At 72.4% G+C, this 16768-nt stretch carries 12 protein-coding genes; 10 read left to right on the top strand and 2 right to left on the bottom strand.

Features of this window, described 5'->3' with window-relative positions:
- Nucleotide 1: 1 nt before the first annotated feature.
- The 4 genes from ACF1G2_RS02420 to ACF1G2_RS02405 all read left to right on the top strand — a co-directional run bounded on the left by ACF1G2_RS02420 (nucleotide 2) and on the right by ACF1G2_RS02405 (nucleotide 4419).
- On the top strand, nucleotides 2-1156 hold the full coding sequence (locus tag ACF1G2_RS02420) for an ABC transporter ATP-binding protein (RefSeq protein WP_391796433.1): 1155 nt from the start codon (nucleotides 2-4) through the stop codon (nucleotides 1154-1156).
- Between the two features lie 26 nt (nucleotides 1157-1182).
- Nucleotides 1183-2511 (top strand): flavin monoamine oxidase family protein, encoded by a 1329-nt coding sequence (locus ACF1G2_RS02415; protein WP_391796432.1) that lies wholly within the window; start codon nucleotides 1183-1185, stop codon nucleotides 2509-2511.
- Entirely contained in the window at nucleotides 2504-3922 is a 1419-nt protein-coding gene (locus ACF1G2_RS02410; RefSeq protein WP_391796431.1) for an aminobutyraldehyde dehydrogenase, read from the top strand. Before ACF1G2_RS02415 ends, ACF1G2_RS02410 begins: the two co-directional genes overlap by 8 nt.
- Nucleotides 3923-4080: 158 nt before the next feature.
- Nucleotides 4081-4419 carry a hypothetical protein gene (locus ACF1G2_RS02405; protein ID WP_391796430.1) on the top strand — a complete coding sequence of 113 codons (339 nt, stop codon included), beginning with the start codon at nucleotides 4081-4083 and terminating at the stop codon, nucleotides 4417-4419.
- A gap of 56 nt (nucleotides 4420-4475) precedes the next feature.
- Here ACF1G2_RS02405 and ACF1G2_RS02400 read toward each other — a convergent pair whose 3' ends face one another.
- A complete protein-coding gene (locus tag ACF1G2_RS02400) occupies nucleotides 4476-5789 on the bottom strand; it encodes an ROK family protein (RefSeq protein ID WP_391796429.1) in 1314 nt (437 codons plus the stop codon).
- A 183-nt stretch (nucleotides 5790-5972) separates the two neighbouring features.
- Between ACF1G2_RS02400 and ACF1G2_RS02395 the strand changes: the two genes are divergently transcribed.
- The 5 genes from ACF1G2_RS02395 to ACF1G2_RS02375 all read left to right on the top strand — a co-directional run bounded on the left by ACF1G2_RS02395 (nucleotide 5973) and on the right by ACF1G2_RS02375 (nucleotide 12974).
- On the top strand, nucleotides 5973-7289 hold the full coding sequence (locus ACF1G2_RS02395) for an extracellular solute-binding protein (RefSeq protein ID WP_391796428.1): 1317 nt from the start codon (nucleotides 5973-5975) through the stop codon (nucleotides 7287-7289).
- Nucleotides 7290-7303: 14 nt separating this feature from the next.
- Nucleotides 7304-8299 carry a carbohydrate ABC transporter permease gene (locus tag ACF1G2_RS02390; protein ID WP_391796427.1) on the top strand — a complete coding sequence of 332 codons (996 nt, stop codon included), beginning with the start codon at nucleotides 7304-7306 and terminating at the stop codon, nucleotides 8297-8299.
- Nucleotides 8292-9170 (top strand): carbohydrate ABC transporter permease, encoded by an 879-nt coding sequence (locus ACF1G2_RS02385; RefSeq protein ID WP_391796426.1) that lies wholly within the window; start codon nucleotides 8292-8294, stop codon nucleotides 9168-9170. Before ACF1G2_RS02390 ends, ACF1G2_RS02385 begins: the two co-directional genes overlap by 8 nt.
- Before the next feature lie 17 nt (nucleotides 9171-9187).
- The gene (locus tag ACF1G2_RS02380; protein ID WP_391796425.1) at nucleotides 9188-10576 is read left to right on the top strand and encodes a GH1 family beta-glucosidase; all 1389 of its coding nucleotides are present in this window, start codon (nucleotides 9188-9190) and stop codon (nucleotides 10574-10576) included.
- A gap of 229 nt (nucleotides 10577-10805) precedes the next feature.
- Nucleotides 10806-12974, top strand: a complete 2169-nt coding sequence (locus ACF1G2_RS02375; RefSeq protein WP_391796424.1) for a discoidin domain-containing protein — start codon at nucleotides 10806-10808, stop codon at nucleotides 12972-12974.
- Nucleotides 12975-13073: 99 nt separating this feature from the next.
- Here the strand turns inward: ACF1G2_RS02375 and ACF1G2_RS02370 are convergent, their stop codons facing one another.
- Nucleotides 13074-13622, bottom strand: a complete 549-nt coding sequence (locus ACF1G2_RS02370) for a hypothetical protein (RefSeq protein ID WP_391796423.1) — start codon at nucleotides 13620-13622, stop codon at nucleotides 13074-13076.
- Nucleotides 13623-13747: 125 nt separating this feature from the next.
- Between ACF1G2_RS02370 and ACF1G2_RS02365 the strand changes: the two genes are divergently transcribed.
- Nucleotides 13748-16678, top strand: a complete 2931-nt coding sequence (locus ACF1G2_RS02365; RefSeq protein WP_391796422.1) for a BTAD domain-containing putative transcriptional regulator — start codon at nucleotides 13748-13750, stop codon at nucleotides 16676-16678.
- Nucleotides 16679-16768 lie beyond the last annotated feature (90 nt).

The following is a 16768-nucleotide window of genomic DNA, read 5'->3' as shown; positions in this document are numbered from 1 at the left end:
GATGCACCCGACCTCCGCGAACCCGAACCCCGACGCCCCGACCTCCGCGAACCCGAACCCCGACGCCCCGGACCCCGACGTCCGGATCCCCGCCGTGCGGCTCGACCACGTCAGCAAGCAGTACCCCTCCGGCGACGGCACCTACGCCGTACGCGACGTGGAACTCGACATCGCCCCGGGCGAGTTCTTCTCCCTCCTCGGCCCGTCCGGCTGCGGGAAGACCACCCTGCTGCGGATGATCGGAGGCTTCGCCGACCCCACCGAGGGCAGCGTCCTCCTCGACGGCCAGGACGTCACCGGGCTGCCGCCCGACAAGCGCAACGTCAACACCGTCTTCCAGAGCTACGCCCTCTTCGACCACCTCTCGCTCGCGGACAACGTGGCCTTCGGCCTCAAGCGACGGGGCGTCGGCCGCGCCGAGATCCGGCACCGCGTCGCCGACATGCTCGACCTCGTCCAGCTCGGGCACCTGGCGGCCCGCAAGCCGCCCACCCTCTCCGGCGGTCAGAAGCAGCGGGTCGCGCTCGCCCGTGCCCTGGTCAACAGGCCGCACGTTCTCCTGCTCGACGAACCGCTGGCCGCCCTCGACCTCAAACTCCGCCGTCACATGCAGGTCGAGCTCAAGCAGATCCAGCGGGAGGTCGGCATCACCTTCGTCTTCGTCACGCACGACCAGGACGAGGCGCTGACCATGTCCGACCGCCTCGCCGTGATGAACGACGGGCGCGTCGAGCAGTGCGGCACCCCCGAGGACGTCTACGAGCGCCCCACGAGCAGCTTCACCGCCTCCTTCATGGGCACCTCCAACCTCGTCCCCGGCACCTACCGTTCCGGCCGCGTCGTCCTCGACGACGGGCCCGAACTCCCCGTCGGCGACCGGCCGGCCGTCCCCGACGGCAGCAGGGTCAACCTGTCGATCCGCCCCGAGAAGATCTGGCTCTCCGACCTGGAACCCGACATGGCCCGCGTCAGCGGGGTCGTCCGGGAGACGGTCTACTGCGGACCGACCACCACCTACCTGATCGAACTGGCGCCCGGCGTCACGGTGTCCGTGCTGGAGCAGAACACCGACCGCTCCCGCATGGAGGACCGCTGGAGCGGCGGCGAACACGTCGAGGTCGGCTGGAAGCCCGAGCACTGCCTCGTCCTCGACTGAAGCGGCACCGACCGAAGGAACACCCCATGAACCACGACGTCATCGTGCTCGGCGCGGGCCTGGCCGGCCTCACCGCCGCACGCGACCTGGCCGCCGGCGGAGCCGACGTCCTCGTCGTCGAGGCCCGCGACCGGGTCGGCGGACGCGTCGAGCAGACCGAACTCCCCGACGGGCGGCTGGTCCAGCTCGGCGGAGAGGTCGTCGGCCGCGCCCACACCGCGTACACGACCCTGGCCGCCGAACTGGGCCTCACCCTGACCCCCAGCTACGTCGCCGAGCCCGGCGCCCTCACCCGCGCCACCCCCGAAGACGTCTCCGCCGGCGACCCGCCCCACTGGTTCGGCCCCGGCGACGACGCCTGCCACCGGAAGGTCACCGCCGCCTTCCGCGCGCTCGCCCGCACCGTCGACCCGGACGACCCCTGGGCCCACCCCGAAGCCGTCGCCCTCGACCGGCTCTCCGTCGCCGACTGGCTGCGCGCCGAGGGGGCGACCCCGGCCGTCGTACGGCTGTGGGAGATCGGCCAACTCGCCCTCGCCGACGGTTCGTACGAGCGCACCTCGCTCCTCGCCGCCCTGCGCAAGCACGCCGCCGTACCCGTCGCGGGGGAGGGCCCCGAGCACTACGACTACGAGGCCTGGGAGGGGCTGCGGGTGGCCGAGGGGTCCGCGACGGCGGCCCTGCGCATGGCCGCCGCCCTCGGCGGGCGGATCCGCACCGGCTCGCCCGTGGAGGCGGTCGCCGTACGAGGTTCCGGCCGCTGCTCCGTACGGCTTGCCGGGGGCGAGACCCTCACCGCCGGCGCCGTCGTCAGCGCCCTGCCCGTCGGCCCGCTCCGGTCGGTCGCCGTCACCGGCGTCTCCGAGGAGCGACTCGCCTCCCTGCACCGCCAACGCCACGCGCTCGCCGCCAAGTTCGTCGCCGCCTACGACCGGCCGTTCTGGCGCGACCTGGGCCGCAGCGGTCTCTCCGAGTGCGAAGGCGTCCTCGGCAGCACCTGGCCGCAGAGCGACGGCATCCTCTCCGCCCTCGTGCCACCCGAAAGGCTCGGCGTCCTGCTCGGCATGCCCACCGCACTGCGGACCGGCGAACTCCTCGCGGACATCGCCCGCCTCTACGGCGACGCGGCGCGCCGGCCGCTCGCCGGCTACCTGCGGATGTGGGGCACCGACCCGTGGACCCAGGGGTACGTCACCCAGTGGACCCCCGGCGACGTCACGGCCGTCGGCCCCCTCCACGGCACCCACGAACCCCCCTTCTACGTCTGCGGATCCGACCAGTGGGTCGCCGGCTACATGGAAGGCGCCGTCCGCACCGGACGCGACGCGGCCAGGGAGGCGCTGCGCCGTGGCTGACACCGTACGGAACCACATCGCGGGCACGGACCGGCCCGCCGCCTCCGGCGCGACGATGGAGCTGGTCGACCCCGCCACCGGCCGCGTGCACCGCCACGCCCCGCGCTCGGGCAGCTCCGACACCGACGCCGCCTGCGCGGCCGCCGCGACCGCGTACCGGCACTGGTCCACGACCACGCCCGCCGAGCGGCAGCGGGCCCTGCTCGGCATCGCCGACGCCGTCGAGGAGCACGCGGACGTGTTCACGGCGGCCGAGACCGGGGACACCGGCAAACCTCCCCACCAGTTCAGGACGGAGGAGCTCCCCGCGATCGTCGACACCCTCCGTTTCTTCGCCGGAGCCGCCCGGAACCTGCCCGGTGTCGCCGCCGCCGAGTACACCGAGGGCCGCACCTCGCTCCTGCGCCGCGAACCGGTGGGGGTCTGCGCCCAGATCACCCCGTGGAACTACCCGCTGATGATGGCCGTGTGGAAGATCGCCCCGGCGATCGCCGCAGGCAACACGACCGTGCTCAAGCCCGCCGACACCACCCCCTCGTCGTCCGCGCTGCTCGCCCGCCTCGCGGCGGAGCACCTGCCGCCGGGCGTGCTCAACGTGGTCTGCGGCGACCGCGACACCGGTCGCGCGCTCACGGCCCACCCCGACGTCGCCCTGATCGCCGTCACCGGCAGTGTTCGGGCGGGCCGGGAGATCGCGGCCGCCGCGGCCGCCGACCTCAAGCGGGTCCACCTGGAGCTCGGCGGCAACGCCCCGGTCCTCGTCCACGACGACGTGGACGTCGAGGCGACCGCCGCCACCCTCGCGGCCGTCGCCTACTACAACGCCGGCCAGGACTGCACCGCGCCCACCCGGCTGCTGGTCCACCACCGGGTCCACGACGCGTTCCTCGCCGCCTTCGCGGCGGAGGCCCGCAAGCTCCGCACCGGCCCCCCGGAGGAACCGGGGATCGACGTCGGGCCGCTCAACAACGCCGCTCAACTCGCCTCGGTGCAGGGGCTGCTGGAACGGCTCCCGGCGCACGCCGAGATCGTGACCGGCGGCGTCCGGCCGCCCCGGCCCGGGTTCTTCCACGAGCCCACCGTCGTCGCCGGCGTGCGCCAGGAGGACGAGATCGTGCAGGAGGAGATCTTCGGGCCGGTCGTGACCGTGCAGCCGTTCGCGGACGAGGCGGAGGCGCTGCGCCTGGCCGACGACGTCCGGTTCGGGCTCGCGGCCAGTGTGTGGACGGCGGACCACGACCGCGCGATGCGCGCGACCCGTGCCCTGCACACCGGCATCGTCTGGGTGAACACCCATGGCACCACCGTCTCCGAGATGCCGCACGGAGGAGTCAAGCACTCGGGCCACGGCAGTGACCTGTCCATGTCGGGCCTGCTCGACTACACCCAGGTCAAGCACGTGATGCTCTGAACTCCGCAGGCTCTCCGGGCCGTGACGTCCGTCGGTTCATCTCTTGTGTGACGAGATGGAGTTGGGGGCATTCGGGTGGAAGGCGGGGCGGACCGCAACTGCGCCGGGTGCTTTCGTAGTCGTCCCCCTCAGTTGCACCACGAACTGAGGAGGCACTCATGACCGGGTTTCAGGGTTTCGCCACTGGCACCGCTGAGCTGCTGGATCTCGACCCGTACCGTTTCCCCGCCATGCTCATGGCCGACGAGCCCGAGGCGACGTCCATGACCCGCGGGGTCATGGAGTTCGGCGACTACGTCCTGCCCGCCCCGGCGCCGGAGAGCCGTCTGTCCTTCCCGCTGGCGCCCGCCGACCGCCGCCGGCTCGACCTGCACGCCGCGCTCACCACGGCGGGCATCGCGCCCCTCCCCGGCGACCTCGGAGCCATCGAGGCGCTGTGCGGGCTCGACGACACCATCCACGACGCGCTGCTGCGCTGGATCACGCCGGAGCGGTGACCGGCCTCAGGGGGTGCCGCGTGGATCATGCCCACGCGACACCCCCTCGGGGTTGTCTAGGACGTCGCGCGGTGCCGGAGGGCGGGTTCCCAGGCGGGGACCGGCTCCTCCGGTGGGGCCTCGCTGTGGCGGCCGCCCCGCGCGAAGAACGCTTCGAGAGGGAGGATCGCCGCCCCCACCGTGACGGCGTCCGGGCCGAGCGTGCCCAGCTCGATCCGGGTCCGGCTGGCCGGGTAGCGCAGGGCGAAGGCCGCGGCGTGGGGCTTGACCGTCTCCAGGAAGCGGGAGCCGAGCTGGAGGCCGGCCCAGCCGCCGACGAGGATGCGCTCGGGCTGGAAGAGGTTGATCAGGTCGGCGAAGCCCGCGCCCAGGTACTCGGCGGTCTCCTCCAGAACGGCGAGCGCCGTCGCGTCGGGCTTCCGCTCCGCGCCGTGCGGCGGATAGGCGGCCGCGATCATCGACGTCAGCGCGGTCTCCTCGTCCGCCCCCGCGGGCGGCCTGCCGCCCGCCTCCCGCCAGCGGTCGAGGAGCGCCTCGGCACCCGCGTACGCCTCCAGGCAGCCCTGGGAGCCGCAGCGGCAACGGCGCCCGCGCACCCGGACCGTGAGGTGGCCCCACTCGATCGCCCGGCCGGTACCCATCCCCTCGCCGATCACGCACGCGCCGACACCGGAGCCGAAGAGGACGACCACGGCGCTCGCGGTGCCGCGCCCGGCCCCGAACCACATCTCGGCCTGGCCGAGCGTCTTGGAGCCGTTGTCGATGTAGTACGGCACGCTCGCGGGCACCGCGCCGGTCTCCCGGAGCAGCCGCTCCAGGGGTACGGCGTCCCAGCCGACGGTCTGGCCGTGGACGACGGCGCCGTCCTCGGGCGTATGCGCGACGATGCCCGGGACGCCGATGCCGACGCCGAGCAACCGCTCCGGCGGCACGTCCGCCGCGCGCAGCACCGCGGCGATGCCGTCGCGCACGTGGCCGACCACGACGTCCACGTCGTAGCCGCCGTGCGGGCCGGTGCCGTCGGCCGACAGCGGACGCTCCACGCGTGCCAGCTCGGTCAGGGCGAGATCGAAGAGCTCGACCCTGATGCGGGTCTCGCCGACGTCGATGCCGATCATGCAGCCGCTGGCCGGGCTCACGCGCAGCAGGGTGCGGGGCCGGCCCCCGGCGGAGTCGACACTGCCGGCCTCCTCCACCAGGCCCTCGGCCAGGAGTTCACCGACCACGTTGCTGACGGAACCGGAACTCAGCCCGGTGGCCGGGCCGAGCGTCAGACGGCTCTGCGGCCCGTCGAAATACAATCGTTGCAGAACCGCGGTGCGGTTCTCCCGCCGCAGGTCACGCACCGTACGACTGCTCTTCGCTCGCACCCTGCCCCCTGTTCGTGAAGTCTCTCCTCGCAAGATACCCCTGCCCGGGCCCTTGACGCGACCTTCTCTCGGTATTTAACTCACGTCCTAAATTAAGCCGGGGGGTGTACGGGGCGGGCGTGGGACGTCTGCCGGTCCCGCCTCCTCGCACTCCGTCACTCCCCGAAAGGGTCTCGAGGAGCCATGCGCAGAATCAGAGCCGCGGTCACCGGTGCCGTCACCCTCTCCCTCGTCCTCACCGCCGCCGCCTGCGGAGGCGGTACCTCCGACGGTTCCGGCTCCAACTCCCAGCCGAAGACGCTCACGTACTGGGCCTCCAACCAGGGCTCCAGCATCGAGGTCGACAAGAAGGTCCTGCAGCCCGAACTCGACCGGTTCGAGAAGGAGACCGGCATCAAGGTGAAGCTGGAGGTCGTGCCCTGGTCGGACCTGCTCAACCGGATCCTCACCGCGACCACCTCCGGCCAGGGCCCCGACGTCCTGAACATAGGCAACACCTGGAGCGCCTCCCTGCAGTCCACCGGCGCCCTGCTGCCCTGGGACGCCGCGAACCTGGAGAAGATCGGCGGCAGGGACCGCTTCGTCGACTCCGCGCTCGGCTCCACCGGCGTCCCCGGCCAGGACCCTGCCGCCGTCCCCCTCTACTCCATGGCGTACGCCCTCTACTACAACAAGCAGATGTTCAAGGACGCCGGCGTCGACAAGCCCCCGGCCACCTGGGACGAACTGGTCGCCACCGGCAAGCGCCTGAGCAAGGACGGCAAGTGGGCCATCGGCGTCGAGGGCGCCAACCTCTCCAACAACATCCACCAGGTCTTCGTCCTCGGCAAGCAGCACGGCGCCGACTTCTTCACCGCCGACGGCAAGGCCGACTTCACCTCCGACGGAGCCGTCGCCGCGGTCAAGCAGTACGTCGACCTGATGGCCGCGCACAAGATCGTCGCTCCCGGCAACGCGGAGTACGCCCAGAACCAGTCCCTGAGCGACTTCGCCAAGGACAGGACGGCGATGGTCCTCTGGCAGACCCCCTCGCAGACGTTCGCCTCGCAGGGGATGAAGGAGGACGAGTGGGGCGTCGCCCCCGCGCCCGTCCTCTCCGGCACGCCGGGCACGGGAACGGCCGTCAACTCCATGGTCGCCGGCATCAACATGGCCGTCTTCAAGAACACCAAGAACATCGACGGCGCCATGAAGTTCGTGAAGTTCATGACCGGCGACGAGGAGCAGAAGATCCTCAACAAGGCCTACGGTTCCGTCCCGCCGGTCAAGACCGCGCAGCAGGACCCCGCCTTCTCCACGCCGTCGCTCACCGTCATCCGCGACACGCTCGCCACCAGCGCCTCCGCCCTGCCGCAGGTTCCCGAGGAGTCCCAGTTCGAGACCGTGGTCGGCACCGCGGTCAAGGAGCTGTTCGCCGACGCCGCGGCCGGCCGACCCGTCACCGACGCGTCCGTGAAGGCCGCGCTCGAAAAGGCCCAGCAGCAGATGCCCAAGAAGTAGGCACGGGACCACTCATGACCTCAACCGTCACGCCCCCGGCGGCACGGGCGGTGCGGAAGGCCCCGCCCGGAGAGGCGCGCTCCCCGCGCCGCCGCTCCGGGCGGCTGCGCCGCATCGGGCTGCCGTACCTGCTGCTCCTGCCAGCCCTGGCCCTCGAACTCCTCGTCCACCTCGTGCCGATGGTGATCGGCATCGCCATGAGCTTCAAGGAGCTCACCCAGTTCACCGTCCGCAACTGGGCCGACGCGCCCTGGGCCGGATTCGAGAACTACGCGCTCTCGGTCGACCTCGACGCCCCCGTGGGCCAGGCCCTGCTGAAGTCCTTCGTGACGACCTGCCTGTTCACCGTCACGTCCGTCGGTCTGTGCTGGCTCCTCGGCACCGCCGCGGCCGTCCTCCTCCAGGAGTCCTTCCGCGGCAGGGGGGTGCTGCGGGCGCTCTTCCTCGTCCCGTACGCCCTGCCGGTCTACGCCGCCGTCATCACCTGGGCGTTCATGTTCCAGCACGACAACGGCATGATCAACCACGTCCTCCACGACCAGCTGGGCATCGGGGACCGCCCCGCCTTCTGGCTCATCGGCGACAACAGCTTCTGGGCCCTGCTCGTCGTCTCCGTCTGGAAAGGCTGGCCGTTCGCCTTCCTGACCGTGATGGCGGGCCTGCAGAACATCCCCCGCGAGCTGTACGAAGCCGCCGCGCTGGACGGCGCCGGGGTGTGGAAGCAGATCCGGCACATCACCCTCGCCTCCCTCCGACCGGTCAACCAGGTCCTCGTGCTCGTGCTGTTCCTGTGGACCTTCAACGACTTCAACACACCGTTCGTGCTCTTCGGCAAGGCGGCGCCCGAAGCCGCCGACCTGATCTCCCTGCACATCTACCAGTCCTCGTTCCAGACCTGGAACTTCGGCGCCGGCTCGGCCATGTCCGTCCTGCTGCTGCTCTTCCTCCTCCTCGTCACGGGCGTCTACCTGCTGATCACCGGCAGAGGAAGGAAGGCCGGCGATGGCTGAGCCCGCCCGGCGGCGCACGCCGCGCTCCCCGATGGCCCCTCCCCGGTCCTTCCTGTGGACCCGGCGGATCGTCCTCACCCTGCTCACCGGATTCGTCCTGCTGCCGGTGTACGTGATGGTCTCCAGCTCCCTCAAGCCGCTGGCGGACGTCTCGGAGAAGTTCCAGTGGCTCCCCTCGGAGCTGACCGTCCGCCCGTACATCGACATCTGGCACACCGTCCCGCTCGCCGACTACTTCGTGAACTCCCTGATCGTGGCGGGCGCGGCGACCGTGTGCTCCGTGGTGGTCGCGGTCTTCGCGGCGTACGCGGTCAGCCGCTACGGCTTCCGCGGCAAGCGGGTCTTCACCGTGACCGTGCTGTCGACCCAGATGTTCCCCGGCATCCTCTTCCTCCTGCCGCTCTTCCTCATCTACGTCAACATCGGTAACGCCACCGGGATCGCGCTCTTCGGCTCGCGTGGCGGTCTGATCCTCACCTACCTCACTTTCTCGCTGCCGTTCTCCATCTGGATGCTGATCGGCTACTTCGACTCGATCCCGCGGGACCTCGACGAGGCGGCGAAGGTCGACGGCTGCGGTCCCGTCGGCGCCCTGTTCCGGGTGGTCGTCCCCGCCGCCGTGCCGGGGATCGTCGCCGTCGCCGTCTACGCGTTCATGACGGCCTGGGGCGAGGTCCTCTTCGCCTCCGTGATGACCAACGACACCACCCGTACGCTCGCCGTCGGCCTCCAGGGCTATGCCACCCAGAACGACGTGTACTGGAACCAGGTGATGGCCGCCTCCCTCGTCGTGAGCGTGCCCGTCGTCGCCGGGTTCCTCCTTCTCCAGCGCTATCTCGTCGCCGGCCTCACCGCGGGTGCGGTCAAGTGACGCTCTTCCACCCACCGATGTCAGAGAGGTCCTTCGTGTCCGAACCCACCGACGCCCGCACGCTCGACCTGGACGCCTTCCCCGCCGGCTTCTCCTGGGGCACCGCGACCTCCGCCTACCAGATCGAGGGCGCCGTGACCGAGGACGGCCGCGGCCCGTCCATCTGGGACACCTTCTCCCGCACGCCCGGCGCCGTCGACAACGGCGACCACGGCGATGTCGCCTGTGACCACTACCACCGGTGGCCCGAGGACATCGCCCTGATGGGCGCACTCGGTGCCGACGCGTACCGGCTCTCGATCGCCTGGCCTCGTGTCTTCCCGGCCGGAGACGGCCCCCTGAACACACCGGGCCTCGACTTCTACGACCGGCTCGTCGACGGCCTGCTGGAGGCCGGGATCACGCCCTCGGTCACCCTCTACCACTGGGACCTGCCCCAGGCGCTCCAGGATCGGGGTGGCTGGGCCGAGCGGGAGACCGCCGAACACTTCGCCCGGTACGCGGGTGCGGTCGCCGCCCGCCTCGGTGACCGGGTCGGCCAGTGGGCCACCCTCAACGAGCCGCTCTGCTCCGCCTGGATCGGCCACCTCGAAGGGCGCATGGCGCCCGGTCTGACCGACCTCACCGCCGCCGTCCGGGCCTCCTACCACCTCCTCCTCGGCCACGGCCTCGCCGCCGGGGCCGTCCGGGCCGCCGTCCCCGGCGCCCAGGTCGGCATCGTCACCAACCACTCCACGGTGGCGCCCGCCTCCACCCGGCCCGAGGACATGGCGGCAGCGGCCCGCGCCGACGGCCACACCAACCGCTGGTGGCTCGACCCGGTGTACGGCCGGGGCTTCCCCGCCGACATGCGCGAGGTGTACGGCGTCGAGCTCCCCGAACGGCCGGGCGACCTCGACCTCATCGCCGCCCCGCTCGACTGGCACGGCGTCAACTACTACTTCCCGGTCACCGTCGCGGACGACCCCGCCGGACCCGTCCCGTACGCCCGCGAGGTCCGCCTGCCGGACGTGCCCCGCACCGGCATGGACTGGCAGATCGACGGCGACGGTCTCGAAGCCATCCTGCTGCGGCTCACCGACGACTACGGCGCCCGCCGCCTGTACGTCACCGAGAACGGCTCCGCCTTCGCCGACGCCGTGGGCCCCGACGGCACGGTCGACGACCCGGAGCGGACCGCGTACCTGGAGGAGCACGTGGCCGCCTGTGCCCGGGCCGTGCGCAAGGGTGCGCCGGTCGCCGGGTACTACGCGTGGTCCCTGTTGGACAACTTCGAGTGGGCCTACGGCTACGACAAGCGCTTCGGCCTCGTCCACGTCGACTACGCCACCCAGCGGCGGACCGTGAAGGGGAGCGGTCGCAGGTACGCGGACATCATCCGTGCCCACCGGGACCTCACCGGCTGACGGGCGACCGGACACCGGTGGCCGCGTGGCCGACGGCAGGGTTTCCGCTCCCACGAGGGGGGTGCGGAAGCCCTGCCGTCGTGCGTCCCAGAGCCGCTGCCCCACGTGATCCGAGACTTAAGGCAAGCCGAAAGAAAAGTCCGGTCGAAGTCATTGACCGTCAGAAACCGTGCCGGGCAGGGTGTGCGGGAGCGCTCTCCTCCATCCCGATTCCTGCCAAGGAGCCCGCATGTCTCCTCTTGGGCACCACCCACCCCACAGACGGCCGCGGCGCGGTGTCGCCGCGGCCGTGGCCACGGCCCTCGCCGGCGCGCTGCTCGCCCTGGCCCCGGCCGGCGGGGCCCAGGCCGCCGCCGCACCGGTCTCGCAGGGCAAGCCCGTCACCGCCTCCAGCGTGGAGCAGTCCGGCACCGCCGCCGCGGCGGCCGTCGACGGCGACCTCGGCACCCGCTGGTCCAGCGCCTTCTCCGACAACCAGTGGCTCCAGGTCGACCTCGGCGCCCCCACCGCGCTCGACCGGGTGGAACTGCGCTGGGAGGCTGCCTACGCCAAGGCCTACCGCATCGAGCTGTCCACGAACGGCACCGACTGGACGTCCGCGTACGCCACGACGGCGGGGGCCGGCGGCACGGAGACCGTCCCCGTCTCCGGCACGGCGCGCTACGTACGCCTCCAGGGCGTCACGCGCGCCACCGGATACGGCTACTCGCTCTGGGAGTTCCAGGTGTACGGCACCGACGGCGGCCCGGCCCTCCCCGGCGGCGGCGACCTCGGGCCGAACGTGCACGTCTTCGACCCGTCCACGCCCGGCATCCAGGCCAAGCTCGACGAGGTCTTCCGGCAGCAGGAGTCGGCGCAGTTCGGCCCCGGCCGGCACGCCTTCCTCTTCAAGCCCGGTACGTACAACGGGCTCAACGCGCAGATCGGCTTCTACACCCAGATCGCCGGCCTCGGCCTGCGTCCCGACGACACGACGATCAACGGCGACGTGACCGTCGACGCGGGCTGGTTCAACGGCAACGCCACCCAGAACTTCTGGCGCTCCGCCGAGAACCTCGCCCTCAACCCGGTCAGCGGCACCAACCGGTGGGCGGTCTCGCAGGCGGCCTCCTTCCGCCGGATGCACGTCAAGGGCGGACTCAACCTCGCCCCCAACGGCTACGGCTGGGCCAGCGGCGGCTACATCGCCGACAGCAAGGTCGACGGACAGATCGGCAACTACTCGCAGCAGCAGTGGTACACCCGCGACAGCTCCATCGGCGGCTGGTCGAACTCCGTCTGGAACCAGGTCTTCTCCGGCGTGGAGGGCGCTCCGGCCACCGGCTTCCCCGAGCCCCGCTACACCACCCTCGACACCACACCGGTCTCCCGCGAGAAGCCCTTCCTCTTCTGGGAGGCCGGTGAGTTCAAGGTCTTCGCGCCCGCCAAGCGGGTCAACGCCCGCGGCACCACATGGGCGAACGGCGCCCCGCAGGGCGAGTCCATCCCGCTGAGCAGGTTCTACGTCGTCAAGCCCGGGGCCACCGCCGCCACGATCAACACGGCCGTCGCCCAGGGCCTGCACCTGCTCTTCACCCCCGGGGTCTACCACGTCGACCGCACCCTCGAGATCAACCGGGCGGACACCGTCGTCCTGGGCCTCGGACTGGCGACGATCATCCCGGACAACGGCGTGACCGCGATGCGCGTCGGTGACGTCGACGGCGTCCGGCTGGCCGGCTTCCTCATCGACGCCGGACCCGTCAACTCGCCGACGCTGCTGGAGGTCGGCCCCGCCGGAGCCTCCGCCGACCACGCCGCCGATCCCACCACCGTGCAGGACGTCTACATCCGCATCGGCGGCGCGGGCGCCGGCCGGGCGACCACCAGCATGGTCGTCAACAGCGACGACACGATCGTCGACCACACCTGGGTCTGGCGCGCCGACCACGGCGAGGGCGTCGGCTGGGAGACCAACCGGGCCGACTACGGCGTCCGCGTCAACGGAGACGACGTGCTCGCCACCGGACTCTTCGTCGAGCACTTCAACAAGTACGATGTGGAGTGGTACGGCGAGCGGGGCCGCACGATCTTCTTCCAGAACGAGAAGGCGTACGACGCCCCCGACCAGGCGGCCATTCAGAACGGGGCCACCAAGGGCTACGCCGCCTACCGCGTCGCCGACTCGGTCGACACCCACGAGGGCTGGGGCCTCGGCAGCTACTGCTACTACAACGTCGACCCCACGATCCGGCAGGCGCACGGCTTCAAGGCGCCCGTGAAGCCGGGCGTGAAGTTCCACAGCCTGCTCACGGTCTCGCTCGGCGGCAACGGCCACTTCGACCACGTCGTCAACGACGTCGGAGCGCCCACGGCCGGCAGCGACACCATCCCCTCGACCGTCGTCTCCTTCCCCTGACCCACCTCCACTTTTTTTGGCCGGTGCCCGCCGTCACGGCGGACACCGGCCCTTCGGCCCCCCGTCCCCCGTTCGGGGGGCCCGATCCGGGACGCGTCCTCAGACCGCGGAGCGTTCGCCCGTCGGCTCGACGATCACGATCCGGACGTGCGACGGGGCGTAGCTGCGCGCCTTGCGGACCAGCTTGGGCAGACTGAACTTGGGCCGCTGTACGGCGACATGGATGGGCGCGGGCATCGCCGGGTTCGGCGGCGGAACGACGGCGCCGGGCGGCAGGGCGGCGCCGGGGCGGAGCCGCACACCGATCAGGGCGTGCGGATCGTCCGGCGGGGTCGCCACGGCGAACTGGGTGACGTCGGTCCAGGGAAGCAGCACGTTGCCGACACGCACACCCGCCGCGTCGAACTGGAAGGCCGTGCGCCGCTGTTCGAACCAGGAGATGATGAACGGCAGGGCCGCGACGATCACCACGCCGCCCGCCATCTCCAGTGCCCAGCCGAGCAGCAGGGCGAGCGCCACGACTCCGATGACCGCCCCCCACAGGCCCGCCAGGTCGGTGGGGGAGAAGGGGTGGGTGACCCGGAAGCGCTCCCATCGCGCACCACGGCGGGTGGGCGGAGTCCCGGGCGGGCGATCGACGTTCGACATGGTGGCTGGTCCTCTCTCGATGACGTGGCAGACCCTCTCGCGAGACGCTGGAAAGGCGATGAAATCCTGCTGATGCGAGCCGGACGGTCACGCGAGCGGGCGACGACGGGGGAGGCCACGGGGACATGGGGGAATCGGGGACGGACATGGATCCGGCGGCACGGCTGCGGATCGACCTGCTGGGACCGGTCGGCGTCCGCCGGGGCGAGGCGCCGCTCGACATCGGTCCCGTACGGAGGCAGGCGGTCCTCGCCGCGCTGGCCTTACGGGACGGGACCCTGATCACGCGTCAGCAGCTGCTCGACGACGTGTGGGGAACGGAGCCTCCGGGGACGGGCCACCGGGTCCTGCCGAGCTACGTCTACCCCCTGCGGAAGGCGCTGGACGCACCCGGCACCGCGACCGCACGGTCCGTGATCCGGGGGGAGCGCGGGGGCTACCGCTTCGTCGCCGGCGCGGCACGCACCGACGTGGCCGAGCTGACCGAGCGGGCGGCCGGGAGCCGGCGCGCCAAGGCCGCGGGCAGCCTCGACAGCGCGCTGGAGCTCTGCACGCGGGCCCTGGACCTCTTCCGCGGCGAACCGCTGGCCGGGCTGCCGGGACCCTTCGCCGAGGCGGAGCGTCAGCGGCTCGCCCAGCACCGGCGCGCCCTGCGGCACGAGCGCGCGGAACTCCTGGTCCTCCTCGGCCGCTTCGCCGACACCCTGGACGGCCTCGCGGCCGCGGCTGTCTCCCAGCCGTACGACGAGGCCCTCGCCGCCCTGCGGATGCGGGCGCTGTACGGCAGCGGCCGGCAGGCGGAAGCCCTCGCCCTCTACCGGGAGATGCGCCACCGGCTCCTCGAAGAGCTGGGCCTGGAACCCGGCGATGAGCTCCGGAGGATCCACCAGGGCGTCCTGCGCCGGGACGACGCCCTGCTGCTCGGCGACCCCGCCGAGGGCGCGCCCCCGGCGGGGTCCGCCGCCGCGCGCCCGCGCAGGCCCCGCGTCGACCTGCCGGGCGACACCGCGTGCCTCGTCGGCCGCGAGGCCGAACTCGCCCTGCTCACCGCCCCGGTGCCGGACGGAGCCGTGTCCGTCGCGGCCGTGGACGGGACGGCGGGGGTCGGCAAGACCGCGCTGGTGGTCCGCGCGGGCTGGACGCTCCATGGCCGGTACCCGGACGGCTGCCTCTTCGTGGACCTGCGCACCCACGACGGGGCCCAGGAGAGCGTCGGCCCGCGCCGTGCCCTGCGCCGGTTGCTGCGCGCCGTCGGGAGCGACGCCGACGGCCTTCCGGACGACCTGGACGAACTGGTCGGGGCCTGGCGCGCGGCGACGAGTGCGCTGCGGCTGCTCCTGGTCGTCGACGACGCCCGCAGCGCGGAGCAGGTGCGCCCGCTGCTGCCCGCCGGACCCGGCAGCCGGGTCCTGGTCGCCGGGCGCGGGCGCCTGCCCGACCTCGACGCCGACCTGCGCCTCACCGTCGAGCCGCTCGGCACGGCAGCGGCGGTCGAACTGCTCCGGCAGCTCCTCGGCGAGGAACGCGCGGACAGCGAACCGCAGGCCGCGCGCGAACTCGCCCGGCGCTGCGGCGGACTGCCGCTGGCACTGCGCATCACCGGCGCGCGGCTGCAGCACCGCCCCTCCTGGACGATGGCCCACCTGGCGGGCCGGATGCCGGACGACGAGCACGGCCTCGACGAGCTGAGGGCGGGGGACCGCAGCGTGGAGGCGGCGTTCCGGCTCTCGTACGACCAGCTCACGCCCGAACTGCGGCGCGCCTTCCGCACGGTGGGTGCGGCCCCGACCCATGTCTTCGACGGCCTCACGCCCGCTGTGATGCTGGGCTGCACCCGCGAGGCGGCCGAGGACCTCATGGAGCGGCTCGTCGACGCGAGCCTGCTCCAGCAGCCGCGCCCCGACCGCTACCGGCCGCACGACCTGGTCAGGGCCCACGCGCGGCGGCTCGCCGAGGCGGCACCCGGGGAGGCCGCCGCCGACCGCGAGGCGGTCCTGCGGCTCTACGTGGCCGCGGGCCGCGGCGCCGGCGACTGGGGCCCCGGCGGCTTCCCGACCGGCCCCGCCGGTCTGAGCTCACCCTTCGGCGACTGGCGGGCCGCGGCCGCCTGGCTGGAGGCCGCCGGCGGTGAGCTGGTGGACGTCGTGGCGCACGCCGTGGCCGCCGGTGAGTACGACCACGCCTGCTGGATCGCCGAGAGCCTGGTCGACCCCCTGGTCCGCCAGGGCCGTTCGCACGAGTCCCGTGCCGCGCTCGAACTCGTCCTGCCGTACGCGGAGATGAGCACCGACCGGCGGATGCCTGCCTCCCTGCGCAACTGCCTGGGCGTCACCGACATCTACGGGGGGAGGCTGCGGCAGGCGCGCGCCTGGTTCGCCGACGCGCTGCGTCGCGCCGAGAGCCAGGGCGATCCGCTCGACCGGGCGCGGGCCATCGCCGGCCTCGGAATCGTGGAGTGGCCCCTCGGCGACACCGAGGAGGCCGTCGCCCGGCTGAACGAGGCGGCGGAGCTGGCGACAGGGCTGGACGACACCTGGCTGGCCGGGATGGTGATCTGCAATCTGGGCGGGATCCACGGCCGGCAGGGGCGTCATGAGCTGGCGTTCGAGCACTACGACACCGCCCTCGCCTTCGCGGAGAAGAACGGCCGTCCCGGACTGATCGCCCGGTTCCTCTGTTTCGCGGCCGACGCCCAGCTGGCCCTCGGCCGCCACACGGAAGCGGCGAGACTGGTGGGCCGGGCAGCCGAACTGGCCCGTGAGGCGGGCGAGGAGGAGCTGCGCACGGTCACCCTCTCCCGCCTCGGAACCGTGGAACACGGCAGGGGCCGTCTGGGCCGGGCCGTCGACCTCCACCGGGAGGCGCTGTCCACGCTCACCGAGCGCACGAGCACGTGGCTGGAGATGGATGTCCGTATCCGGCTGGGCCAGAGCTACGCCGCGGCCGGCCGTCGGGTCGAGGCCCGGCAGCAGTTCCGGGAGGCCCTCGCCCTCCCCGGGGCCGACGCCCACGTCCCCGCGTACGACACGGCGCTCGACGGTCTGAACGCCTGCTGAGCACCCGCCCGCCGACCCGGAGTAGCCGGAACCGACCGGATGTCTGACCGAAGATGACCGAACTTGCCCGGCTTGTCCGGTCCAAGCCGT

The organism is Streptomyces sp. NPDC013457 (genome assembly GCF_043089925.1).
In the GTDB taxonomy this organism is placed as follows: domain Bacteria; phylum Actinomycetota; class Actinomycetes; order Streptomycetales; family Streptomycetaceae; genus Streptomyces.
This window is presented reverse-complemented; position numbering and strand designations above follow the sequence as displayed.